Here is a 22,564-nt window from a genome sequence, read left to right as displayed (position 1 = left end):
CGGAAGATGTGGCCCGACTGACCCGCCTAACACCTACGCCAGCGTATGCACGATCACCGGCCCGGCTGCGGCGCTCGCATGCCCTGCAAGCAGCGGCCCCAGATCCTTCTCGATCCAGGCGATCGCGCGCCGGTTCGCCTCCTCCGCCTGCTCGAACTTGTCGAAGATGGAGATCGCGGTGACCGTGTCGTCGCCGGCATAGACGACGTAATAGGCACGGAAACCGTCGACGTCGCTGATGATCGGAACGGCGCCGTCCTTGATGCGGCGCGCCAGCTCTTCGGCGCTCCCGCTTTTCGCCTTGGCCTGACGGATGGCGGCATACATGGCATCCTCCTCCGGCTATTGCTGTCGGGCATGTGCCCGGCTTCGATCCTACGCCGAAGCGCGCGACCAATCCACGCTTGGTTAACCCGGCACTAATCCATTCCCGCGATCTGCAACCAACGGTTAAGCACGCCTCAACATCGGTGCCTTAGTCTCGCCCCACTCACTTTTCGCAAACGGCGGCGGCCTATTCTGCCGGGTGAAGTGACATCAGGGGGTTCATCATGCGCGTTGCGCTGCTGCTGACCGCGACCGTTGTGGGCGCGCTCTTCGCCAATCCATCCCATGCCGGATCGCTCGACGCGTCGGCCGGGGCAGCGCAGGCGCTGCCGCCGGGCTTCCAGAGCTACCGCGGCTACATGTTCGACCTGACGGAGAATTCCGAGCGCAAGGACGTCGACAAGCTCACCGACAATCTGAAGCAGCAGATCGACGTCGTCGAAGCTTCCGGCCTGTCGCCGCGCGTGCTGCGCTTCTTCCATACCGTTCCGATCGTCGCGAGCGAGCTGGCCTGCCTCGACGAAGGCGCCGCGACCGCATGCTACGGCCGGGTCACGCCGGACATCCAGCGCACCGCACCCCGGACGCTGACGGTCTGGGACCCCGACAAGCAGCGCTGGACCAATCCGAACGCCGTCGACCTCGCGGTCGATTCGGGCCTCGGCGTGATCATGCTGCGGCCGGACATGATGCGCTACGAGAAGGAAGCCGTGCTGCTGCACGAGCTGCTGCACGCCTATCACGCGCGGCTGCTGCCGGACGGCTACGCCAACAAGGGCGTGATCGGCTATTACGCCCTTGCCAAGTCCAAGGATATGTTACCCAAGGAATCCTATGCGATGAAGAATCCCATGGAATTCTTTGCCGTGACAGCCAGCATCTTCCTGGCCGGCAAAAGTGAATTCCACGACCCGAAGTCGCGCGAGGCGCTCAAGGAGAAGATGCCGGACTATTACAAATATCTGGTCGGCGTGTTCGGCTTCGACCCCGATCCAGCACCGGCGAGCGGTCCGGTTGCCTCGCTGAAATAAGGCGTCTGCGCCAAGCCACCCCAGAAAGCCGCGCAAAAATGCGCGGCTTTTTTGGTTTGGTAACCGGAAGCTGCGGATGACGCGCCGCCGGGAATTGCCAAGGCGGGGCCCGATCTGCATAGTCCCGCCCGCATCGATACCGTTTTAAGAGGATAGAACAACATGGCGGACGCCGACCTGGATGTCGTGATCCGGCAACTGGCCAGACAGCTGCATACGGGCCTTTTGACCCGCGCCAAGGAGCGCCGGGATCGCTTCAACGGCCTTGCGGCCAAGGCCAAGGGCAAGGAGACCGGCGACCGCTTCAAGATGATGGCCAAGGCCACGATGGAGCAGGCCACCGCCGCCGCCAAGCGCCTCCAGATGTCCGCCGACAACGTCGCCGACAGCTACGCCCGCTCGATGCGCCTCGTCGCCAGCACGCCGATCCCGGCGAAGGTGGAGAAGAAGACGAAGGAGAAGCCGGTGAAAAAGGCGAAGAAGGCCAAAGCCAAGAAGGCGAAGTAAGCGCGCACTTTCTTCCTTCTCCCCTTGTGGGAGAAGGTGGCATAGGCGGCCTTCGGCCGCCGTTCTTAAGAACGCCGAAGCGAAGCTTCGGCTATGGCGCCGGATGAGGGGTTCTAGCCGCGTACTCGTCTGCGAGAGGATCAATCGTGGAGAGATACCCCTCACCCGTCTCGCCGCTATCGCGGCGAGCCACCCTCTCCCGCAAGGGGAGAGGGTTGCAGCGGCGAATGCGGCTCTAGATATCTCACCGCCTCGGCGCGGGGGCCTGGTTCGGCTCGGCGCTCGCGAGCTCGGCGAGCTTGGCGCGGGCCGCGTCGCGAGTGCGGCCGTCCTTGCCGGCCGGCAGCGCGAGAGCAGCTTCGAAATCGGCGCGGGCGTCGTCGGCCTGGCCGCGGGCGAGGAATGCGAGGCCACGGTCGAGGCGGGCCTGCGCATCCGACGGGTCGAGACGGACCGCCGTGTTGTAGCTCAGGATGGCGCGATCGAGATCGCCGGTGGCGGCGAGCGCGAGACCGCGTTGGTGATAGGGCGCGGCGTGCCTGGGATCATGCGCGATCGCCTCGTCGTAATCCTCGATGGCAAGCTCCAGGTCGCCGTTCTGCCGGCGCGCCTGCGCCCGGTCGCGATACAGCGAGGCGCGGTTGGGATTGAGGTGGATGGCCTCGTCGAAATCCGCGATCGCCCGCCGCCAGTCGCCGTGGCGCAACGCGATCCGTCCGCGCCCTTCATAGGCGAACGCGATCAGCGATCCCCGCAGCGGCGAGAATCCGATCACCGCCGAGCAGATGTCGGGCTCGTCCTCGTCCCCGCAATTGACGACCGTGTGCGTGGACAGGCCAATGAGCACGCCCAGGACGATCAACAATGGTACCGCAGCTTTGGTCATCTTCGACCGTGGCAGGCAGAGGACCGGCCACGCATCCCCTTTCGAAGGAACAGTCTCGCCATGGTGTTAACACCGGCCGGGACCATCCTGTGTGCGCCAGGTCACAAAAGCCGGTCACAAAGCCGGGCGCGATTCCGGCCGGTTCCGCATCAGCCCCAAGGGCCACGGGAAGGACCGGGTGAAGGGCCGCGTGAGGACGACTGCCCCCACGGGCTCCGCGGCGGATAGTTTTCGTTGGCGCCGACCGACGGAGATGCCTGCGCGCCGAGCTCGGCCGCGAGCTGCTGGAGCGCCGCGATACGGTTCTGCGTCGAAGGATGGGTGGCGAACAGATTGTCCACACCATGGCCCGACAGCGGGTTGATGATGAACATGTGCGCGGTCGCGGGGTTTCTCTCGGCATCGTAGTTCGGGACCTGGTGCGCGGCGCCTTCGATCTTCAGCAGCGCCGACGCCAGCCACATCGGCTGGCCCGCAATGCGCGCGCCGAGATTGTCCGCGGCATATTCGCGGGTGCGGCTGATCGCCATCTGCACCAGCATGGCGCCGATCGGGGCGAGGATCATCATCAGGATCGAGCCGACGATGCCGGGGCCGTTGTTGTCGCGATGGCCGCCGAAGAACATGCCGAACTGCGCCAGCATCGAGATCGCGCCGGCAATGGTCGCGGTAACAGTCATCAGCAGCGTGTCGTGATGCTTGATATGCGCGAGCTCGTGCGCGATCACGCCGGCAAGTTCCTCGCGGCTGAGCTGATGCACAAGGCCGGTGGTGACGGCGACCGCGGCATTCTGCGGGTTGCGCCCGGTCGCGAACGCGTTGGGCTGCGCCTCGTCCATCACGAACACACGCGGCATCGGCAGCGAGGCGCGGCCCGCAAGCTCGGCGACGAGCCCGACCAGCTCCGGCGCGCTGGCGCGGTCGACCTCATGGGCGCCGTACATGCGGAGCACCATGCGGTCGGAGTTCCAGTAGGTGAAGAGATTGGTCGCGGCGGCAATGACGAGCGCGATCATGGCGCCGGCGGCGCCGCCGATCAGATAGCCGACGCCCATGAACAGGGCGGTGAGGCCGGCGAGCAGCATTGCGGTACGAAGATAGTTCATGGCCGTCTCCCAGGGCGGCCGCGGGCAAACCTCTGGCCGGCGCCATTCAGGTAGGGATGACCCCGGCCCGGGTGCAAGGTTTCAAGGTGCGTCGCGGGGCCGCGGCTATGCCCAACATTGCATTTCCGTCATGCCCGGGCTTGTCCCGCCTGCGCGGCCGAAGCCGCTTCGGCGCGGCGAAGGCCCGGGCATCCACGTTCTTCCTCTACACAAGCCCCGAAAGGCGTGGATGGCTGGGACAAGCCCGGCCATGACGAAGGGATGGTTTGAGGCGCTCAATTCACTTAAGCTTTAGCAAGATTCCACACGCGCCCTTCTCCCCGCCGGAAAGCTCATGCTCCAGACCCGATTTGCGATCGCGGCCGCCGCTCTGCTCGCCTTCGCCCTCCCCGCCTCCGCCCAGTTCGCGCCACCACCCGCCAAGCCCATCGCGCCCAAAGCCGCAACCCCGTCGCCGCGCGCGGCTTCGTGCCACAATGGCGCGAGCTTCGATCGCTTCCTGGCCGACGTGAAAAAGCAGGCCGTTACCGCCGGCGTGTCGCAGCGGACGATATCGGAAGCCTCGCCCTACCTCGTCTACGACCAGGGCATCGTCAATCGCGACCGCGGCCAGCGCGTGTTCGGCCAGCTCTTCACCGAATTTGCCGGCCGCATGGCCGCGCCCTATCGCATGCAGAACGGCCAGCAGCACATCAAGAGCCACGCGGCTGCGTTCGCGCGCGCCGAAAAGGAATACGGCGTGCCGCCGGCGGTGATCGCTGCGTTCTGGGGCCTCGAGAGCGATTTCGGCGTCAACATGGGCAATCTGCCGACGCTGAAATCGCTGGTGTCGCTGGCCTATGACTGCCGGCGCTCGGAGATGTTCGTGAACGAGACCATCGCCGCGCTGAAGATCATCGACCGTGGTGATCTCACACCCGACGAGATGGTCGGCTCCTGGGCCGGCGAGCTCGGGCAGACGCAATTCCTGCCCGTGCATTACGTCAACTACGCCGTCGACTATGACGGCGACGGACGGCGCGATCTCTTGCGCAGCGAGGACGACGTGATCGGCTCGACCGCGAACTACATCGCCAACGGATTGAAGTGGCGGCGCGGCGAGCCGTGGCTCGAAGAGATCAAGGTGCCGCAAAACCTGCCCTGGGATCAGACCGACCTCACGGTGCAGCAGCCGCGCTCGAAATGGGCGCAGTTGGGGGTCACCTATCCCGACGGCCGTCCGCTGCCGAACGACAATCTCGCTTCGTCCGTGCTGCTGCCGATGGGGCGCAACGGACCTGCCTTCATGGCGTATGCGAATTTCGCGGCCTACACCGAGTGGAATAATTCGCTGATCTATTCGACCACCGCGGGTTATCTCGCCACGCGCATCGCGGGCGCGGCTCCGATGCGCAAGCCGGCCCAACCGGTCGCGCAACTGCCGTTCAACGAGCTCAAGCAATTGCAGCAGCTCCTGGTCCAGGCCGGCTTCAACGTCGGCAAGGTCGACGGCGTGCTGGGCCAGCAGAGCCGTGCCGCCGTGAAGGCGATGCAGATCAAATACGGCCTGCCCGCCGATTCCTGGCCGACCGCCGAGCTGCTCGCGCGGATGCGCGGCGGTACGGCCCAGGCGCAGCCGGCGGGGATGATCCGGTAGAATTTTCGCACCGCACAAGCCGCTCTCGCGATTGTAATTTTCCGTGATGCTCCCATGTGAGTGGCTCAGGTTTCTCCTGAGATCTCCCATTCACAAGCGAGCATCACATGTCCTTTCACGACGCCGTCGTCCCCGCGTACTTGCAAATGCTGAACAGCCTGACCGGTCTGCTCACGAAAGCCGAGGCGCATTGCGCGGCCAAAAAGATCGACCCGGGCGTCCTGCTCGGCTCGCGCCTCTTCCCGGACATGCTGCCGCTGTCGAAGCAGATCCAGCTCGCCAGCGATTTCGCCGCCAAGGGCTGCGCCAGGCTGACCCATAGCGAGGTGCCTTCGATGCCCGACACGGAAAAGACGTTTGAGGAGCTGAAGCAGCGGCTCGCCAAGACGATCGACTACGTGAAATCGTACAAGCCGGAGCAGTTCGAAGGCGCCGACACCAAGGACGTGACCTTCCCGGCGGGCCCGGACCGGACCATGACGCTCAAGGGCCAGCAGTTCTTCAGCGGGGTCTCGCTGCCGAACTTCTATTTCCACGCCACCACCGCTCACGGCATCATGCGTCACAACGGCGTCGAGATCGGCAAGCGCGATTTCCTCGGCGCGAACTGAGAGATCGCGGGCCGTGGCAGCGCAAATCCGCTGTCATGGCCGGGATTGCACATGAATCATGCTACGCGGACCAGGCCGCGTAGCTCGCCTGCACTTTCCGTATGGCTCCTCCCTTGCGCCTGATGTCGCGATGCACAAGTGTTCGTGATCTGTCACCGCCTGGAAGCATTCCCATGAGCCGTCCGACCAAATTGCTAGAGACCTACAAGCTCGGCCCGATCACGCTGGCCAACCGCCTCGTGATGGCGCCGCTGACGCGCAACCGTGCCGCGCCCGGCACGTTCGTGCCGAGCCCGCTTGCCGCCGATTATTACGGCCAGCGCGCCTCCGCGGGTCTCCTGGTCACCGAAGCGAGCCAGATCTCACAGCAGGGCCAGGGCTACCAGGACACGCCCGGTATCTACAGCAAGGACCAGGTCGCCGGCTGGCGCAAGGTCACCGACCGCGTGCATGAGCGCGGCGGCAAGATCTTCATCCAGCTCTGGCATGTCGGCCGCATCTCGCATGTCGATCTCCAGGCCAATGGCGCAGCCCCGGTGGCGCCGAGCGCGATCCGCGCCAAGGGCAAGACCTTCGTCAACGGCACCTTCGCCGACGTCTCCGAGCCCCGCGCGCTCGAGCTGTCTGAAATTCCCGGTATCATCGACGACTTCAAGCGCGCCACGAAGAATGCGATCGAGGCCGGTTTCGACGGCGTCGAGATCCACGGCGCCAACGGCTATCTGCTCGACCAGTTCGCGAGGGACGGCGCCAACAAGCGCACCGATGCTTACGGCGGCTCCATCGAAAACCGCGTGCGGCTGATGCTCGAGGTCTCCAAGGCCGTTGCCGCCGAGGCCGGCGCCGACCGCACCGGCATCCGCATCTCGCCGGTGACGCCGGCCAACGACCTCTCCGACTCCAATCCGCAGGCCTTGTTCGATCACATCGTCGACGGCCTCAACGCACTCAAGCTCGTCTATCTGCACGTGGTCGAAGGCGCCACCGGCGGCCCACGCGACATCGCCCCGTTCGACTATGCGGGCCTGCGCAAGCGCTTCACCGGCGCCTACATCGCCAACAACGGCTACGACTTCGACCTCGCCACCAAGGTGCTGGACGCGAACGCTGCCGATCTCATCGCCTTCGGCAAGCCGTTCATCTCCAACCCCGACCTCGTCGAGCGGCTGAAGACGGGCGCGGCGCTGAACGATTGGGACAAGAACACGTTCTACGGCGGCGGCGCGAAGGGCTACACGGATTATCCGACGCTCGCGACCGAGCCGGCGGAGTAATTTCCTCTCCACACATGACGCTGTCATGCCCCGCGAAGGCGGGGCATCCAGTACGCCGCGGCTCTTCGGTTCAATCACGACCGTTTCTGGAATACTGGATCGCCCGATCAAGTCGGGCGATGACAGCGAGTGTGTAGTCGGCACAATCGCCATTCTCGACATCCGCCAGAAAAAAGGCCGGGATCGCTCCCGGCCTTTCGTGTTTGATGACGCTACGTGCCGCTTACTTCGCTTCCGCGCGCTTGGGCGGGGATGCCGGCCACGACTTGATCAGCGTGTCGTAGTCGACCGTCTCACCCTTCGGCTTCTCGTTGGCGAGCTTGCGCTGCGGCGCGATGGTGCCGTCCTTCTGGGCCTTGGCGTACCAGAACTCGGCGGTCTCCTTCTTGTGCAGCTTCGGACCGCAGGCGCCCTGCACGCCGGACTTCTCGAGGCGCTCCATGACGGAGTCCTGAGCGGCCGCGAGTGCATCCATCGCAGCTTGCGGCGTCTTCGCACCGGACGACGCATCGCCGATGTTCTGCCACCAGAGCTGCGCGAGCTTCGGATAGTCAGGCACGTTGTTGCCGGTCGGGGTCCACTGCACGCGCGCGGGCGAGCGGTAGAACTCGATCAGGCCGCCGAGCTTCGGCGCACGCTCGGTGAACGACTTGTCCCAGATGTCGGATTCACGAATGAAGGTGAGACCGACATGGCTCTTCTTCAGCGACACCGTCTTGGAGACGATGAACTGGAGATAGAGCCAGGCCGCCTTGCGGCGGTCAGCCGGGGTCGACTTCAACAGCGTGAGCGAGCCGGCGTCCTGGTAGCCGAGCTTCATGCCTTCCTTCCAGTACGAGCCGTGCGGCGACGGAGCCATACGCCACTTCGGCGTACCGTCCGCGTTCATCACGGCGATGCCGGGCTTCACCATGTCGGCGGTGAAGGCGGTGTACCAGAACATCTGCTGGGCGATGTTGCCCTGCGCCGGCACGGGACCGGATTCGGAGAAGGTCATGCCCTGAGCCTGCGGCGGGGCATACTTCTTCATCCACTCCAGATACTTCGTGATCGAGTAGACCGCGGCCGGACCGTTGGTGTCGCCACCGCGATCGACCGAGGAGCCGACCGGACGGCAGCCTTCCATGCGGATGCCCCATTCGTCGACCGGCAGACCGTTCGGAATGCCCTTGTCACCGTTGCCGGCCATCGACAGCCAGGCGTCGGTGAAACGCCATCCGAGCGACGGGTCCTTCTTGCCATAGTCCATATGGCCGTAGACCTTGACGCCGTTGATCTCCTTGATGTCGTTCGTGAAGAACTCGGCGATGTCTTCATAAGCGGACCAGTTCACGGGCACGCCGAGCTCGTAGCCATACTTGGCCTTGAACTTGGCTTTGTAGTCCGGGTTGGTGAACCAGTCGTAGCGGAACCAATAGAGGTTCGCGAACTGCTGGTCGGGCAGCTGATAGAGCTTGCCGTCCGGCGCGGTGCCGAACGACTTGCCGATGAAGTCGTTGACGTCGAGCTGGGGATCGGTGACGTCCTTGCCCTCGCCGGTCATGTAGTCCGACAGTGCGATGGTCTGGCCGTAGCGGAAGTGCGTGCCGATCAGATCGGAATCGTTGATCCAGCCGTCATAGACGTTCTTGCCGGACTGCATCTGGGTCTGCAGCTTCTCGACGACGTCACCTTCCTGGATGATGTCGTGCTTGAGCTTGATGCCGGTGAGCTCGGAGAACGCCTTTGCCAGCGTCTGCGACTCGTATTCGTGGGTCGCGATGGTCTCGGAGACGACGTTGATCTCCATGCCCTTGAAGGGCTCGGCGGCCTTGGCGAACCACTCCAGCTCCTTCTTCTGCTCGTCCTTCGACAGCGTCGAGGGCTGGAATTCCGCAATCCACTTCTGGATCGCGGCGTCGTCGGCGGCGCGGACCGGCGCCGAGACGGCGAACGACACCGCAACGATGGCGGCGGCGCTGGACATGGTCAGAAAGCTATTCTTGGTCAATGGACCTTTCCTTCTCCTAAACTGTCGCATGTTGTTCCTCCGTTGCAGCGACAAAATTTTATACAGGCCCGGGTTGCCCCCGGATCTGGCCGTCCCTTCGCGAGCTTCAGACCGTGCGAAAAATGAGCACGGCCGTGGCCAGCGAAATTCCACTTGCGAGCCAGAGGCTCGAAATCTCAAAACCTTCCTCGCCGATCGGCAGGGTGGCGAGTGTATCGGTGCCGGCGAAGGCAATCCACAGAAGGTGGATGACGGCCGCCGTGATCAGGGAGATGAAGAGGCGGTCGCCCCGCGTCGTCGGAATGCTGAGCACGCCGACGCGCTCGGCTTCCGGATTGACCGCGGCGAGGTACGTCATGACCGCGAGGGTGCAGGCGAGCGCCACGAAGAAGATCGCGGTCGGCAGCGTCCAGGCCATCCATGCAATAGATTCCATCGATGCCTCCCTAGACCCGACCGAGCGCGAAACCGCTCGCGATGTAATTGCGGACGAACCAGATCACGAGGGCGCCCGGGATGATGGTAAGCACGCCGGCCGCGGCCAGCAGGCCCCAGTCCATGCCCGCAGCCGACACCGTACGCGTCATGATCGCCGCGATCGGTTTTGCCTGCACCGAGGTCAGCGTCCGCGCGAGCAGGAGCTCGACCCAGGAAAACATGAAGCAGAAGAAGGCGGCGACGCCGATGCCGCTCGCGATCAGCGGCACCAGGATCCTGATGAAGAAGCGCGGAAAAGAATAGCCGTCGAGGAAGGCGGTCTCGTCGATCTCGCGCGGCACGCCGGAGACGAAGCCTTCGAGGATCCACACCGCCAGCGGAACGTTGAAGATGCAATGCGCGAGCGCGACCGCCCACGGCGTATCGAACAGGCCGATCGCCGAATAGAGGTTGAAGAACGGCAGCGCATAGACTGCCGCCGGGGCCATGCGGTTCGACAGCAGCCAAAAGAACAGGTGCTTGTCGCCGAGGAAGCGGTAGCGCGAGAACGCGTAGGCCGCGGGCAGCGCCACCGAGATCGAGATGATGGTGTTGAGGACAACGTATTTGAGCGAGTTGATGTAGCCGGAGTACCAGCTCTCGTCGGTGAAGATGCGCTTGTAATGCTGCAGCGTCGGGGAATGCGGCCACAGCGTCATCGTCGAGACGATTTCTGCGTTGGTCTTGAAGCTCATGTTGACGAGCCAGTAGATCGGCAACAACAGGAAGATCAGAAACAGCGCCATGATGACGCGGCGGCCGGGAATTGAGTGCATCAGGCCACTCCTTCCTTTGGCTTGAGTGCAGTCACGGGCTTGAGCACGGCCGAAGGCTTGGGCTCCGTCGCCGGCTCGGTCTCGGCCTGGACTTTGCGTTCGGCGCCGGCATTGGTCATGACGGTATAGAAGATCCAGCAGACGATCAGGATGATCAGATTATAGACCAGCGAGAGCGCCGCGGCCTTGCCGAGGTCGAACTGGCCGAGCGCAATCTTGACGAGTTCGATCGACACGAAGGTCGTCGAGTTGCCGGGTCCGCCACCCGTCACCACGAACGGCTCGGTGTAGATCATGAACGAGTCCATGAAGCGCAGCAGCACGGCAATCAGGAGCACGCGGTTCATCTTCGGCAGCTGGATCGCCTTGAACACGGCCCAGCGCGAGGCGCCGTCGATCTGAGCTGCCTGGTAATAGGCCTCGGGGATCGACTTCAGGCCGGCGTAGCACAGCAGCGCGACCAGGCTGGTCCAGTGCCAGACGTCCATCACGATGACGGTAACCCAGGCATCGACGGCGTTGGAGACGTAGTTGTAGTCGATGCCGATCGCATTGAGCACATAGCCCATCAGACCGATGTCGGGCCGGCCGAAGATCTGCCAGATCGTGCCGACCACGTTCCACGGAATCAGCAGCGGCAGCGCGAGGATGACGAGGCAGGCCGCCACCGTCCAGCCCTGACGCGGCATCGACAGCGCGACGACAATGCCGAGCGGCACCTCGATCGCGAGGATCACCATCGAGAAGAACAGATTGCGACCGAGCGAGGCGAGGAATCGGCCGCCGAGATCGGTCGAGGGATCGAGCAGCTCCTTGAACCAGCCGACGCCGTTCCAGAAGAACTGGTTGTTGCCGAAGGTGTCCTGCATCGAATAGTTCACGACCGTCATCAGCGGCAGCACCGCCGAGAAGGCCACGACCAGGAACACCGGCAGCACCAGGAACCAGGCTTTTTGGTTGACGGTCTTGTCCATCAGGCGGCTCCCTCCACCAGAAGGCTGTCGGCATAGACGTGGACGTGCGCCGGATCGAATTTCAGCCCGGCGGTACCGTCCGCGCTGGTGAAGCCCGCCGGCGCGCGCGCCGCGATCTTGGCCTCGCCGATGCGGACGCGTGCGAAGCGGATGCGGCCGAGGTCGTCGATGCGGTCGATCTTCGCACTGAGCAATCCGGGTGCGGGCGCGACGGCATCGACGAACTCCGGACGCACGCCGATCTCGATCTTGGCGCCGGCAGGCAGGTTGTCATAGCTGCGGTTGAGCGCGATGACATTGCCGCCGATGCGCGCCTCGCGACCCTTCACCTCGGCCGGCAGGATGTTCATGCCGGGCGAGCCGATGAAATAGCCCACGAACGTGTGCGCCGGCTTGTCGAACAGCTCGGCGGGCGTGCCGCTCTGCACCACGCGGCCGTCATGCATGACGACGACGGTGTCGGCGAAGGTCAACGCCTCGGTCTGGTCGTGGGTGACGTAGATCATCGTCAGGTCGAGCTCGCGATGCAGCGCCTTCAGCTTGGAACGGAGCTGCCATTTCAGCTCGGGATCGATCACGGTCAGCGGCTCGTCGAACAGCACGGCGGCGACGTCGGAGCGGACCAGGCCGCGGCCGAGCGAGATCTTTTGCTTGGCATCCGCCGTGAGGCGCGTCGCCTTGCGATTGAGATAGGGCTCAAGGTCGAGCAGGCGGCCGATCTCGGCGACGCGCTTGTCGATCTCGGCCTTTGGCACGCCGCGGTTCTTCAGCGGAAACGCCAGGTTCTGCCCCACCGTCATGGTGTCGTAGATCACCGGAAACTGGAACACCTGGGCGATGTTGCGCTTCTGGGTTGACAGCGGTGTGATGTCCTGGCCGTCGAACAGGATTTTCCCCCGCGACGGCGTGATGATGCCGGAGATGACGTTGAGCAGCGTGGTCTTGCCGCAGCCGGACGGGCCGAGCAGCGCGTAAGCACCGCCCTGCCGCCAGGTCATGGTCACCGGCTTCAGCGCAAAGCTTTCCTGCGGCGCATCATTGCCGCCGTAAGAGTGGGCGAGATCGACGAGGTCAATGCGGGCCATGTCGCATCTCCCCCTTACGAGCTCGGCGCGGCGACCAGACGGTCGGCCGCGTCGAAGACGAAGACATCATTGGGATCGAGCACGGCATCGATGGTCTGGCCAGGCTCGAACTCGTGCACGCCGTGCAGCACTGCCACCCAGTTCGATCCGTCGCGGGTCAGGTGCACGAAACTCTCCGAACCGGTGATCTCGGTCACCGTCACCGTGGCATGGAAGGCGTGGCGGTCGGTCTCGCCGTTGGCGAGGGCGAGCTGATGGGCGCGGAAGCCGACGCGATAGGCGCCGTCGGCGAGCGATGAATAGAGACCGGAGGCCGGCGCGGCGATGCCGCCCGCATATTGCACAGAGCCGTTCTTCTTCTCGATGCCGACGAGGTTGAGCGGCGGATCGGAGAACACCTGGGCGACACGCAGCGTCTGCGGACGGCGGTAGACGTTCGGCGTCTCGCCGATCTGGAGCGCCTGCCCCTCCCACATGCAGACCGTGTTGCCGCCAAGCAGCAGCGCTTCGGTCGGCTCGGTCGTGGCATAGACGAAGATCGCGCCGGACGCCTCGAAGATGCGCGGCAGCTCGGTACGAAGCTCCTCGCGCAGCTTGTAGTCGAGATTGGCGAGCGGTTCGTCGAGCAGCACGAGATCGGCGCCCTTCACCAGCGCGCGCGCCATCGCGGTGCGCTGCTGCTGGCCGCCGGAGAGCTGGAGCGGCGTGCGTTTCAGGAACGGCTCGAGCCGGAGCAGCCGCGCGGCTTCCGCCACGCGCTTCTCGATCTCTTCGCGCGGCTTGCCCTGCACGCGCAAGGGTGAAGCGATGTTCTCGTAGACCGTGAGCGAGGGGTAGTTGATGAACTGCTGATAGACCATCGCGACCGAACGCTTGCGCACGTCGACGCCGGTGACGTCCTTGCCGTTGACCAGCACCTTGCCCGTCGTCGGCTTGTCGAGGCCGGCGAGCAGCCGCATGATCGAGGTCTTGCCTGACAGCGTCGGCCCCAGCAGCACGTTGAGCGTGCCGCTCTCGAGCGTCAGCGAGACGTCGCGGATGTGCGGTATCCCCTCGACGGTCCGGGTCACATGATCGAGCGTCACGGTCATGGGCGTCCTCCCGCTTCCAGCAGGGGACTTTGCGGCACAGCGTGGGTTGCAATCCAGTCGTTCAATGCGGCAACCTCGTCGGCAGATAGTCGCAGGCCAAGTTTGGAGCGGCGCCAGACGATGTCTTCCGCCGTGACCGCCCATTCATTGGCCATGAGGTAGCGGACCTCGCGTTCGGTCAGTGTCGCGCCGAAGGCCTGGCCGAGATCGGCGGCCGACTTGGCATCGCCAAGCAGCTTGATGGCGCGGGTACCATAGGCGCGCGCGAGGCGCCGCGCATGCTCATGGCTGAGGAAGGGATAGCCGCGCTGGAGTTCGGCGATCAGGCCGTCGACGTCGGACACGCCCATGTCGCCGCCGGGCAGCGGCCATTTGCCGGTCCAGCCTTCGCGCGCTTTCGCACTGCGAAGATAGGGTGCGAGCCGTTCCAGCGCCTCTTCGGCGAGCCGGCGGTAGGTCGTAATCTTGCCGCCATAGATCGAGAGCAGCGGCACGCCGCCGGGTGTGTCGAGCTCGAACACGTAATCGCGCGTCGCGGCCTTGGCTTCGCTGGCGCCGTCGTCATAAAGCGGTCGCACGCCGGAATAGGTCCAGACCACGTCAGCTGAAGTCACCGGCTTGGCAAGATACTCGCTCGCGGCGGCGCAAAGGTACTCGATCTCTTCGGGCGTCGCCTTCACCTTGGCGGGATCGCCGTCATAATCGCGATCGGTGGTGCCGATCAGCGTGAAATCGTCCTGGTACGGAATCACGAAGATGATGCGGCCGTCCGCGTTCTGGAACATGTAGGCGCGGTCGTGGTCGTAGAGCTTTTTGACCACGATGTGCGAGCCCTGCACCAGGCGCACCTTGGCTTTCGCGTTCACGCCGGCGCCGCGGCCGAGCACATCCTCGACCCAGGGGCCGCCGGCATTGACCACCGCGCGGGCCTGGACCTGCGAACGCTCGCCGGTCAGCGTGTTGACCATGCTGACGGTCCAGATGCCGCCGGACTGCTTGATATCCGTCGCGCGGGTGCGGGTGCGGATCTCGGCGCCCTTGTCCGCGGCATCGCGCGCGTTGAGCACGACGAGACGGGCGTCGTCGACGAAGCAGTCGGAATATTCGAACGCGCGGCTGTAGCGGTTCGGGATCAGCGGACGGCCAACCTCGTCTCGCCTGAGATCGACCGAACGCGTCGCCGGCAATAGATGACGGCCGCCGATATGGTCATAGAGGAAGAGGCCGAGGCGCAGCAGCCAGGCCGGACGCAGGCCGGCGTGATGCGGCAAAACGAAACGCAGGGGACGGATGATATGGGGCGCGATGCCCCAAAGGATCTCGCGCTCGATCAGCGCCTCGCGGACCAGGCGAAACTCGTAATATTCGAGATAGCGCAGGCCGCCATGCACCAGCTTGGTCGACCAGGACGAGGTCCCGCTCGCCAGATCGTTCATTTCGCACAGGAAAACCGTGTTGCCCCGGCCCACCGCGTCGCGCGCGATGCCGCAGCCGTTAACACCGCCTCCGATAATGGCGAGGTCGAAAATACGCTCCAATAGACGCATCCCCCGGCGACCGCTCGTTCCTTCGAGCGACTACTTTCGTTTTTGATTAGATCACACCGAAAAGCGAAAGCAAGATGAAAGAGAGGCGAAAGGAAGTGAAAGAGGAACTTTCTGGTGGGCAATCAGCCGTGGAAATGGGCAGTTCGGACGCCAATCGAAACCGCAATACGATCTTGAATAGTCACGTAGAGCCAATATAGTCATAATAGTCACATTAGTTATATTCGGCATGACAGACCGCAGCACCGCCCCCGATTCGCCCCCGACTGACACGTGGACGCTCGCCAATGCCAAGGCACGCCTGTCCGAGGTGGTCGATCGCGCCCAAACTGGCCCCCAGATCATCACCCGACACGGCAGGCCCAATGCGGTGGTCGTTTCCGCGGATGAATGGGCGCGAAAGACGGCACGCAAAGGCACGCTAGCTGAATTCCTGCTAGCTTCGCCGCTGCGCGGTGCCGACCTCGAACTTGAACGGGTGCAGGACGAACCGCGCGACGAGATGCCGTGAACCTGCTCCTCGACACCAACGTGCTGTCGGAGGTTCAGCGGCCGGCGCCTTCCGCGAAAGTCTTGGCATGGCTCGATACGGTCGATGAGGATCGCGCGTTCATCAGCGCTGCCTCGATCGCCGAGCTTCGCCGCGGTATCGCCCTGCTGGATGATGGCCGTCGGCGCGCCGCGCTGGCCGCTTGGCTCGCCCACGACCTGCCGGCTCGGTTCGCGCAGCGCATCCTGCCGATCGACCACGTGGTCGCCGAGCGCTGGGGCGACCTGATGGCGCAGAGCCGTCGCAATGGCGTTGCGTTGTCCGTGATGGACGGCTTCTTTGCGGCCACCGCGCTCGCCAACGATCTCACGCTCGTCACACGCAATGTGAAAGATTTTGCGGCCTTCGGCGTTCCGCTGCTCGACCCATGGAGCGACGCCTAAGCCGCTATCTCAGCCGGACCACCGGCGCGGCTTCGGGCGCGGCATCCTGCGCTTCGGCCTGCGCATCATCGATATCCGCCGCATCCTTCGGCATTGCCGCCATCACCTCGATGCCCTTGCTGTGGCAGATGGTGGCGAGGCGCTCGGGCAGTTCCTGGTCAGTCACGAAGGTCTGGATCTGGGTGATATGGGCGATGCGCACCGGCGCGCTGCGGCGCAGCTTGGTGGAGTCGGCAACCAGCATGACGCTGCGGGCATTGGCGATGATGGCTTGCGCCACCTGCACCTCGCGATAGTCGAAGTCGAGCAGCGCGCCCTCCTCGTCGATCGCGGACGCCCCGATGATGGCGTAGTCGACCTTGAACTGGCCGATGAGCTGCGTCGCGGTCGAGCCGACCACGGCACCGTCGGCGCGCCGCACCGTGCCGCCGGCGACCACCACCTCGATGCGGGGATGGCGATAGAGCAGCATCGCGACGTTGAGATTGTTGGTGATGACGAGGAGGTCCTCGTGCGAGGTCAACGCGCTCGCCACCTCCTCGGTCGTGGTGCCGATATTGATGAAGAGCGAGCAGCCGTTCGGGATCAGCGAGGCGGCCGCGGCACCGATCGCCTTCTTTTCGTCGGCGGCGACGAACCGCCTCGCCTCGTAGGCGAGGTTTTCGACGCCGGAGGCGATGATGGCGCCGCCGTGGATACGGGTCAGCGAGCGGCGCTCGCAGAGATCGTTGAGATCCTTGCGGATCGTCTGCGCCGAGACCTCGAACCGGCGCGCGAGCTCCTCGACCATGACGCGCCCCGAGGCGCGCGCGATGTTGAGGATTTCGGCTTGGCGATGGGTCAATCCGGTCACGGCGATGGCCTCAAATCAGGAAAGCGCATGGTGCGGCGGTTCGCACGTTCGGTCAATGCGCTCAGCGATCACGGTTAACGGACAAAGCCTCTCACCATGCCATCGCGGCGGCGAGACGCGCGAGCAGTTCCGGATCGTCGAACGCGCTGGCGGAGGCAACCGCGCCGGCGCCAACAAGGTCGGCATGGCTGAGGCTCGTCCGGATGCCGATGGTCGGAATGCCGGCGGCCGTCGCCGACTGCACGCCGGAGCGGGAATCCTCGAACGCGATCGAAGCCGTCGCGCTGCCGCCGACGAAACGCAGCCCCTCCTGATAGGGCAGCGGGTGCGGCTTGCCGTGCGGCAGCTCGTCGCCGATCACAAGCGCCCTGAAGCGGTGCGTGATGCCGAGACCGGAGAGCAACAGCTCGGCATTCAGACGCGGCGCGTTGGTCACGGCGACCATGGGAATGCCGGCGGCATCCGCGCGGTCGAGCAGCGCCATCAGACCCGGAAGCGGCTCGATCTGTCCGGCGACAAGTGTGCGGAAGACGACCTCCTTCTCTCCGAGGATCACGGCGCGCCGTTCCACGGTTTCGTCGGGCAGAAAGCGCTCGCCGATCGACGCATTGGCGAAGCCTTGCAGCTCCCTCGAAAAGCGCGCGTGATCGAACACATGGCCCAGCGGCCCAAGCACCTGGTTGAACGCCTTGAGGTGCAGCGGGTCGGTGTTGGCCAGCGTGCCGTCGATGTCGAACAGCAGCGCCCTGCCCGTCACTTGCCCCCGCGCCTGCCCTTTGGCCTCGATCATTTCCGTACTTTCCCGAATGCACGATGCATCAATGCGAAACACGTATCAATGCAGCCCTGATCGCGCAATGACGCATCGACATGACCGCCACGCGACACTCGACAAAGTCGCGCGCGACTGCAACACTCCGCGCAAGACCAAAAAGGAGGAAACGATGACGATCAACCGACGCGATCTGGCTCTCTCGACTCTTGCCGTCTCAACCCTTGCCGTCTCCGCGCTTGCTCTCACAGCACCGGCGTTGGCGGCCGCGGCGGATGAGGAAGCCGTGGCGAAAAAGGTCGAGGCCTTCCGCCTTGCCCAGATCGCGGCCGATCCCAAGGCGCTCGGCGCGCTCTGCGCCGACGAGGTGAGCTACAGCCATTCCAACGGCAAGGTCGAGGACAAGGCGACCTTCGTCACCAACGCCACCGACGGCAAATCAAAATTCCTGTCGATCGAGTACAAGGACCCGACCATCAAGGTCGTCGGCCCCGCCGCGATCGTGCGCTTCCACTGGATGGGGGAACAGGAGATGGCGGCCGATGGGAAAAAAGTGTCGACCAATCTTCACATCCTGATGAACTGGCAGAAGCAGGGCGACGATTGGAAGCTGCTGTCGCGGGCTGCGACGAAGTTGTGATTGCGATTCTTTCCCTCTCCCCCTGTGGGAGAGGGTGGCTCGCGGCGTAGCGGCGAGACGGGTGAGTCCCTCCGCGAGCAGACCTCTCACAATTGAATTCGCAGATTCAGGCTCCCCTCATCCGACGCTATAGCCGAAGCTTTGCTTCGGCGTTCTCTTAGCATAGGCCGCCGAAGGCGGCCTATGCACCTTCTCCCACATCCGCCTTCGCCAAGGCTTCGGCGGACATGAGGGGAGAAGGAAAAGGCAGCGGTATCAAGGGCTGCAAAAAATTCCGACCACGCTTTGCGCGTCAGAAATCGCGCCGCCTGGCGCAATGCAGCGTATTGCGACGACGATTGCGACCTGGCGCTCGACACAATCAAGTGCGGCTGCAACAGTGGGCGCAAGATCAAGGACGGAGGATATGATGACACTGAATCGCGACCATGCTGCCACGACGGACCACGAGGCGGTGGCAAGAAACGTCGAGGCATTTCGCCTCGCCCAGATCGCGGCCGATCCGAAGGCCCTCCGCGCGCTGTGCGCGGACGATCTGAGCTACAGCCATTCCAGCGGCTTCCTCGAGGATAAGGCGGCCTTTATCGCCAACGCCACCGACGGCAAGACGGAGTTCCTGTCGATTACGTACAAGGACCCGACCATCAAGATCGTCGGCCCCGTCGCGATCGTGCGCTTCCATTGGCTGGCCGAGATGATGACCGGCGGACAGAAAGTGGCAAACAGCCTTCATATCCTGATGAACTGGCTGAAGCAGGGCGACGATTGGAAGCTGTTGTCACGCTCCGCGACGAAGTTGTGATCGACGCTCTTACCCCCTCCCCCTGTGGGAGAGGGTGGCATAGGCGGCCTTCGGCCGCCGTTCTTGAGAACGCCGATGCTTTGCATCGGCTATGGCGACAGCGGCGAGACGGATGAGGGGTTGCCCTCGCGGGCGACCCTCTCACGATTGAATTCGCGGAAACAACCCCTCATCCGGCGCTTCGCGCCACTTTCTCCCACATCCGCCTTCGCCAAGGCTTCGGCGGACATGAAGGGAGAAGGAAAAGGCAGCGGCATCAAGGGCTGCAAAAAATTCCGACCACGCTTTGCGCGTCAGAAATCACCAGCGGAAGGCGCCTACGCCGCTTCCTTCACATCGCCGTTAACCAGCTTGCGCGCGGCACGCTCGGCTTCGCGTGCGTTGCGGAAGAGCTGGCCTTCAAGGCGATTGAAGCGGTGCGACGAGGCGAAGAAACAATAGCCTCCCTGAGAACGAACGACGATACCTGCGGTTTGCGAGTCGACTTCAATAATGTAGCTGTCCGGCATGGTCCGTAGATTCCTCAGTGCGGGCAAATAACGGCAATCCTGCCCAAAGGTTCCTGAGCATTTGAGGCCGTTTCCACCCCGAATCGACACGCAATTGAGTACGCCGGGACCTCATCCGTTTTATGACTTGTTCTTGGCGAAGCCGCGACGCGGTGACTCAGTCGCGCCGCGTTTGGCGTGCCGCAAGTTTGCGTGAGATAGGGCAGAGCGTCGCGCGCGATTACGTCGCGATCGGCGGATCGTTGCGCTGGATCGCTTGCGGACGGCCGTCATCATCGATCGAGACGTAGGTGAAATGACCGTCGGTGACGAGGATCGGCTGGAGCTCCCTGCGCCGCAGCGCCCAGGCTTCGAGATGCACGGTCATCGAGGTGCGGCCCACGCGGACGAGATTGGCGTAGACCGAAACGAGATCGCCGACATAGACCGCTTTGCGAAAATTCATCGCCTCGATCGCCACGGTGACCGTACGCGACCGCGCGAGCTTTGATGCGAACACGCCGCCGCCGACATCCATCTGGCTGAGCAGCCAACCGCCGAAGATGTCGCCGTTGGCGTTGGTGTCGGCGGGCATTGCCAGCGTGCGAATGCAGAGATCGCCGCGCGGCTCGGTGTCGGACGTTTCGGTCATGTCGGTCTCACCTAAAATTGTCCCAGCCCGGATCGGGCGCAAAGCGCCCGCCGAATCGCTCGGCCAGCGCGCGCAGGGTGGATACGACATTTTCCACGCCGCGCATGCGCGCGTAGTTCAGCGGACCGCCGCGGAACGGTGCATATCCGGTGCCGAAGATCATGGCGCCGTCGACCGCATCGGCATCGTCGACGATACCTTCGCGGAGTGCCGCGACGCAGACATTGGACATCGGCAGCACCAGGCGGTCGATCATCTGGTCGGTGACGCGCGGGCCGGTCTCGGACAACGGCGCCTTCTCCGCCTTGCCGTCCTTCCAGGTGTAAAAACCCTTGCCCGTCTTGCGGCCAAGCTCGCCCTTGGCGACCTTCTCGCGCAGCCAGGCCGGCGTCGGCGGGAGCAGATCGCCGAACTTGGTCCGTAGCATGTCGCCGACGTCGAGGCAGATGTCGAGCCCGACCTGGTCGGCGAGCTCGATCGGCCCCATCGGCATGCCGAACTGCTCGGCCGCCGCGTCGATCAGGCGCTGGTCGATCCTCTCATCCAGCATCACCATCGCCTCCAGCATGTAGGGCGTCAGCGCACGGTTGACGAGGAACCCGGGCGAGCTCTTCACGGAGAGCGGCAGACGGTCGATCGCGCCGACGAAGGCGAGCGCCTCCTTCAGCACCTGCGCGTCGTTGCCGTCATGGCTGACGACTTCGACCAGCTGCAGCCGCGACACCGGGTTGAAGAAGTGCAGGCCGACGAGACGATCGGGCCGCGCCAGCGTGGTGCGCAGATCCTGGAGCGGAATGCTCGACGTGTTGGTCGCAAGGATCGCGCCCGGCTTCATCTTCGGCTCGAGGCCCGCATAGACCTTCTGCTTCAGCTCGAGCTTTTCCGGCACCGCCTCGATGATGAGATCGGCGTTGCGGACACCCTCGCCGTCCATGTCGGGGATCAGACGATCCAGCGCGTCGCGCACCTCGGTCGGCTTGCGGATGATCTTGCCGTAAAGCTCAGCGGCGCGCTTCAACGCGCCGGCGACCGGCTCCGCCTTCATGTCCGCGAGCGAGACGCGCAGCCCCTGCCCCGCACACCAGGCCGCGATATCACCGCCCATGGCGCCGGCGCCGATGACGTGAACATGTTTGACCGAATTGCCGCCGCCGGCCGTCTTCTTCATCTGCTCACGCAGGAAGAACACGCGGATCAAATTCTGCGCGGTCGGCGTCACCATCAGCCTGGCGAACGAGGCTTGCTCGGCCTTCAGCATCGCGGCCTTGCTGCCGCCATGGGTCTCCCAGAGATCGATCAGCGCGTAAGGCGCCGGATAATGCTCGCGGGGCGCGGCCTTCGCCGCCTCCGAGCGCATGCGCCTGGCCAGCAGCCCGCGCACGGGACCGAAATTGGCCGCGTGAGTCAGAAGGTCCGGACGCGCCCGCTTCAGACGGCCGAACAGTGCATCCTTCACCGCGTTGCGGACGTGCCGCTCCTGCGTCACGGTATCGACGAGGCCGAGCGATCTGGCGCGGCGCGCATCGATGGTGCGGCCGGTCAGCATCAGCGCCATCGACTGCGTCGGATTCACCAGCGCGGTGAAGCGCGCGGTGCCCCCGAGGCCGGGATGCAGGCCGAGCATCACCTCCGGGAAGCCGAAGCGCGCGCCGTCGATCGCAATGCGCGACTGGCAGGCCAGCGCGACCTCCAGCCCGCCGCCGAGACAGAAGCCATGGATGACCGCGACCGTCGGCAACCTCAAGGCTTCCAGGTGATCGACCACGGCATGCGCCGCGCGGATGCGTGTCTCGACCATCTCGGGATCGCTGGCACCGCGGAATTCGTTGACGTCGGCGCCGGCAATGAAGCCGGACGGCTTTGCCGAGCGGATCACGAGGCCCGCGGGACGCTCGGTCTCGATCGCCGCGAGCACGGCATCGAACTCCTCCATCACGTCCGCGGACAGCGTGTTGGCGCTGGCATCTGCGCGGTTGAACAGCAGCCAGGCGACGCCGTCGGCATCGCGCGTCAGCTTGAAGTGCTTGTAGGGGCTGTCGGTCGCGGGCCTGGGCCCAAGCTCCAGCACGCGGTCGCCGAGCGCGGTCATGATCCTGGAATCCATGG

Annotated in this window: 24 protein-coding genes; 9 read left to right on the top strand and 15 right to left on the bottom strand. The window is 64.4% G+C overall.

The features are described from left to right. Positions 1 to 33: 33 nt before the first annotated feature. The gene (locus tag AB7535_RS02855) at positions 34 to 327 is read right to left on the bottom strand and encodes an antibiotic biosynthesis monooxygenase (protein WP_014497428.1); all 294 of its coding nucleotides are present in this window, start codon (positions 325 to 327) and stop codon (positions 34 to 36) included. 224 nt (positions 328 to 551) lie between these two features. Here AB7535_RS02855 and AB7535_RS02850 point away from each other — a divergent pair, with 224 nt between their 5' ends. Then, complete coding sequence (locus AB7535_RS02850) at positions 552 to 1,358, top strand: hypothetical protein (protein WP_085402494.1); 807 nt, start codon at positions 552 to 554, stop codon at positions 1,356 to 1,358. A 162-nt stretch (positions 1,359 to 1,520) separates the two neighbouring features. Then, positions 1,521 to 1,865, top strand: a complete 345-nt coding sequence (locus tag AB7535_RS02845; protein ID WP_085402493.1) for a hypothetical protein — start codon at positions 1,521 to 1,523, stop codon at positions 1,863 to 1,865. Between the two features lie 244 nt (positions 1,866 to 2,109). Here the strand turns inward: AB7535_RS02845 and AB7535_RS02840 are convergent, their stop codons facing one another. Continuing rightward, positions 2,110 to 2,751, bottom strand: a complete 642-nt coding sequence (locus AB7535_RS02840; RefSeq protein ID WP_028158277.1) for a tetratricopeptide repeat protein — start codon at positions 2,749 to 2,751, stop codon at positions 2,110 to 2,112. Between the two features lie 149 nt (positions 2,752 to 2,900). Further along, positions 2,901 to 3,857, bottom strand: a complete 957-nt coding sequence (gene htpX / locus AB7535_RS02835) for a zinc metalloprotease HtpX (protein WP_085398222.1) — start codon at positions 3,855 to 3,857, stop codon at positions 2,901 to 2,903. Between the two features lie 334 nt (positions 3,858 to 4,191). On the opposite strand from htpX, the gene AB7535_RS02830 reads away from it, so the two are divergent. The 3 genes from AB7535_RS02830 to AB7535_RS02820 all read left to right on the top strand — a co-directional run bounded on the left by AB7535_RS02830 (position 4,192) and on the right by AB7535_RS02820 (position 7,378). Continuing rightward, on the top strand, positions 4,192 to 5,493 hold the full coding sequence (locus AB7535_RS02830) for a lytic murein transglycosylase (protein WP_085398223.1): 1,302 nt from the start codon (positions 4,192 to 4,194) through the stop codon (positions 5,491 to 5,493). A gap of 107 nt (positions 5,494 to 5,600) precedes the next feature. Beyond that, complete coding sequence (locus AB7535_RS02825; protein WP_063985181.1) at positions 5,601 to 6,104, top strand: DUF1993 domain-containing protein; 504 nt, start codon at positions 5,601 to 5,603, stop codon at positions 6,102 to 6,104. Positions 6,105 to 6,277: 173 nt separating this feature from the next. Beyond that, positions 6,278 to 7,378 (top strand): alkene reductase, encoded by a 1,101-nt coding sequence (locus AB7535_RS02820; protein WP_354080076.1) that lies wholly within the window; start codon positions 6,278 to 6,280, stop codon positions 7,376 to 7,378. 223 nt (positions 7,379 to 7,601) lie between these two features. Here AB7535_RS02820 and AB7535_RS02815 read toward each other — a convergent pair whose 3' ends face one another. From AB7535_RS02815 to glpD, 7 genes are all read right to left on the bottom strand, one after another. Then, complete coding sequence (locus AB7535_RS02815; RefSeq protein WP_247314660.1) at positions 7,602 to 9,344, bottom strand: ABC transporter substrate-binding protein; 1,743 nt, start codon at positions 9,342 to 9,344, stop codon at positions 7,602 to 7,604. Positions 9,345 to 9,474: 130 nt separating this feature from the next. Then, positions 9,475 to 9,804: a DUF2160 domain-containing protein gene (locus tag AB7535_RS02810; RefSeq protein WP_085398528.1), complete on the bottom strand. Its 330-nt coding sequence runs from the start codon at positions 9,802 to 9,804 to the stop codon at positions 9,475 to 9,477. A 10-nt stretch (positions 9,805 to 9,814) separates the two neighbouring features. Next, positions 9,815 to 10,621, bottom strand: a complete 807-nt coding sequence (locus AB7535_RS02805; RefSeq protein ID WP_085398529.1) for a carbohydrate ABC transporter permease — start codon at positions 10,619 to 10,621, stop codon at positions 9,815 to 9,817. Beyond that, complete coding sequence (locus tag AB7535_RS02800) at positions 10,621 to 11,595, bottom strand: carbohydrate ABC transporter permease (RefSeq protein WP_085398530.1); 975 nt, start codon at positions 11,593 to 11,595, stop codon at positions 10,621 to 10,623. Before AB7535_RS02800 ends, AB7535_RS02805 begins: the two co-directional genes overlap by 1 nt. Next, positions 11,595 to 12,680 carry an ABC transporter ATP-binding protein gene (locus tag AB7535_RS02795; protein WP_085398531.1) on the bottom strand — a complete coding sequence of 362 codons (1,086 nt, stop codon included), beginning with the start codon at positions 12,678 to 12,680 and terminating at the stop codon, positions 11,595 to 11,597. Before AB7535_RS02795 ends, AB7535_RS02800 begins: the two co-directional genes overlap by 1 nt. A gap of 14 nt (positions 12,681 to 12,694) precedes the next feature. Further along, complete coding sequence (locus tag AB7535_RS02790) at positions 12,695 to 13,771, bottom strand: ABC transporter ATP-binding protein (protein ID WP_085398532.1); 1,077 nt, start codon at positions 13,769 to 13,771, stop codon at positions 12,695 to 12,697. Further along, positions 13,768 to 15,318 (bottom strand): glycerol-3-phosphate dehydrogenase, encoded by a 1,551-nt coding sequence (glpD, locus tag AB7535_RS02785; RefSeq protein WP_085398533.1) that lies wholly within the window; start codon positions 15,316 to 15,318, stop codon positions 13,768 to 13,770. Before glpD ends, AB7535_RS02790 begins: the two co-directional genes overlap by 4 nt. A gap of 229 nt (positions 15,319 to 15,547) precedes the next feature. On the opposite strand from glpD, the gene AB7535_RS02780 reads away from it, so the two are divergent. Both AB7535_RS02780 and AB7535_RS02775 read left to right on the top strand, forming a co-directional pair. Continuing rightward, a complete protein-coding gene (locus AB7535_RS02780) occupies positions 15,548 to 15,829 on the top strand; it encodes a type II toxin-antitoxin system Phd/YefM family antitoxin (RefSeq protein WP_028148610.1) in 282 nt (93 codons plus the stop codon). Further along, a complete protein-coding gene (locus AB7535_RS02775; RefSeq protein ID WP_085398534.1) occupies positions 15,826 to 16,251 on the top strand; it encodes a type II toxin-antitoxin system VapC family toxin in 426 nt (141 codons plus the stop codon). The genes AB7535_RS02780 and AB7535_RS02775 overlap by 4 nt, the downstream gene beginning before the upstream one ends. A gap of 4 nt (positions 16,252 to 16,255) precedes the next feature. Here the strand turns inward: AB7535_RS02775 and AB7535_RS02770 are convergent, their stop codons facing one another. Further along, positions 16,256 to 17,104 carry a DeoR/GlpR family DNA-binding transcription regulator gene (locus tag AB7535_RS02770; RefSeq protein WP_063985191.1) on the bottom strand — a complete coding sequence of 283 codons (849 nt, stop codon included), beginning with the start codon at positions 17,102 to 17,104 and terminating at the stop codon, positions 16,256 to 16,258. A gap of 91 nt (positions 17,105 to 17,195) precedes the next feature. Next, positions 17,196 to 17,894, bottom strand: a complete 699-nt coding sequence (locus tag AB7535_RS02765) for an HAD family hydrolase (protein WP_085398535.1) — start codon at positions 17,892 to 17,894, stop codon at positions 17,196 to 17,198. A gap of 154 nt (positions 17,895 to 18,048) precedes the next feature. On the opposite strand from AB7535_RS02765, the gene AB7535_RS02760 reads away from it, so the two are divergent. Together AB7535_RS02760 and AB7535_RS02755 are read left to right on the top strand one after the other, a co-directional pair. Then, positions 18,049 to 18,516, top strand: coding sequence for a nuclear transport factor 2 family protein (locus tag AB7535_RS02760; protein WP_085398540.1), 468 nt, complete (start codon positions 18,049 to 18,051; stop codon positions 18,514 to 18,516). Between the two features lie 406 nt (positions 18,517 to 18,922). Beyond that, the gene (locus AB7535_RS02755) at positions 18,923 to 19,318 is read left to right on the top strand and encodes a nuclear transport factor 2 family protein (RefSeq protein ID WP_094183814.1); all 396 of its coding nucleotides are present in this window, start codon (positions 18,923 to 18,925) and stop codon (positions 19,316 to 19,318) included. Between the two features lie 317 nt (positions 19,319 to 19,635). Here AB7535_RS02755 and AB7535_RS02750 read toward each other — a convergent pair whose 3' ends face one another. From AB7535_RS02750 to AB7535_RS02740, 3 genes are all read right to left on the bottom strand, one after another. After that, positions 19,636 to 19,827 (bottom strand): hypothetical protein, encoded by a 192-nt coding sequence (locus AB7535_RS02750; RefSeq protein ID WP_028134810.1) that lies wholly within the window; start codon positions 19,825 to 19,827, stop codon positions 19,636 to 19,638. 220 nt (positions 19,828 to 20,047) lie between these two features. After that, positions 20,048 to 20,458, bottom strand: a complete 411-nt coding sequence (locus AB7535_RS02745; protein WP_085398536.1) for an acyl-CoA thioesterase — start codon at positions 20,456 to 20,458, stop codon at positions 20,048 to 20,050. 7 nt (positions 20,459 to 20,465) lie between these two features. Further along, positions 20,466 to 22,562 (bottom strand): 3-hydroxyacyl-CoA dehydrogenase NAD-binding domain-containing protein, encoded by a 2,097-nt coding sequence (locus AB7535_RS02740; RefSeq protein WP_085398537.1) that lies wholly within the window; start codon positions 22,560 to 22,562, stop codon positions 20,466 to 20,468. Positions 22,563 to 22,564 lie beyond the last annotated feature (2 nt).

The sequence above is a fragment of the Bradyrhizobium sp. 956_D2_N1_4 genome, assembly GCF_052076025.1.
In the GTDB taxonomy this organism is placed as follows: domain Bacteria; phylum Pseudomonadota; class Alphaproteobacteria; order Rhizobiales; family Xanthobacteraceae; genus Bradyrhizobium; species Bradyrhizobium barranii.
This window is presented reverse-complemented; position numbering and strand designations above follow the sequence as displayed.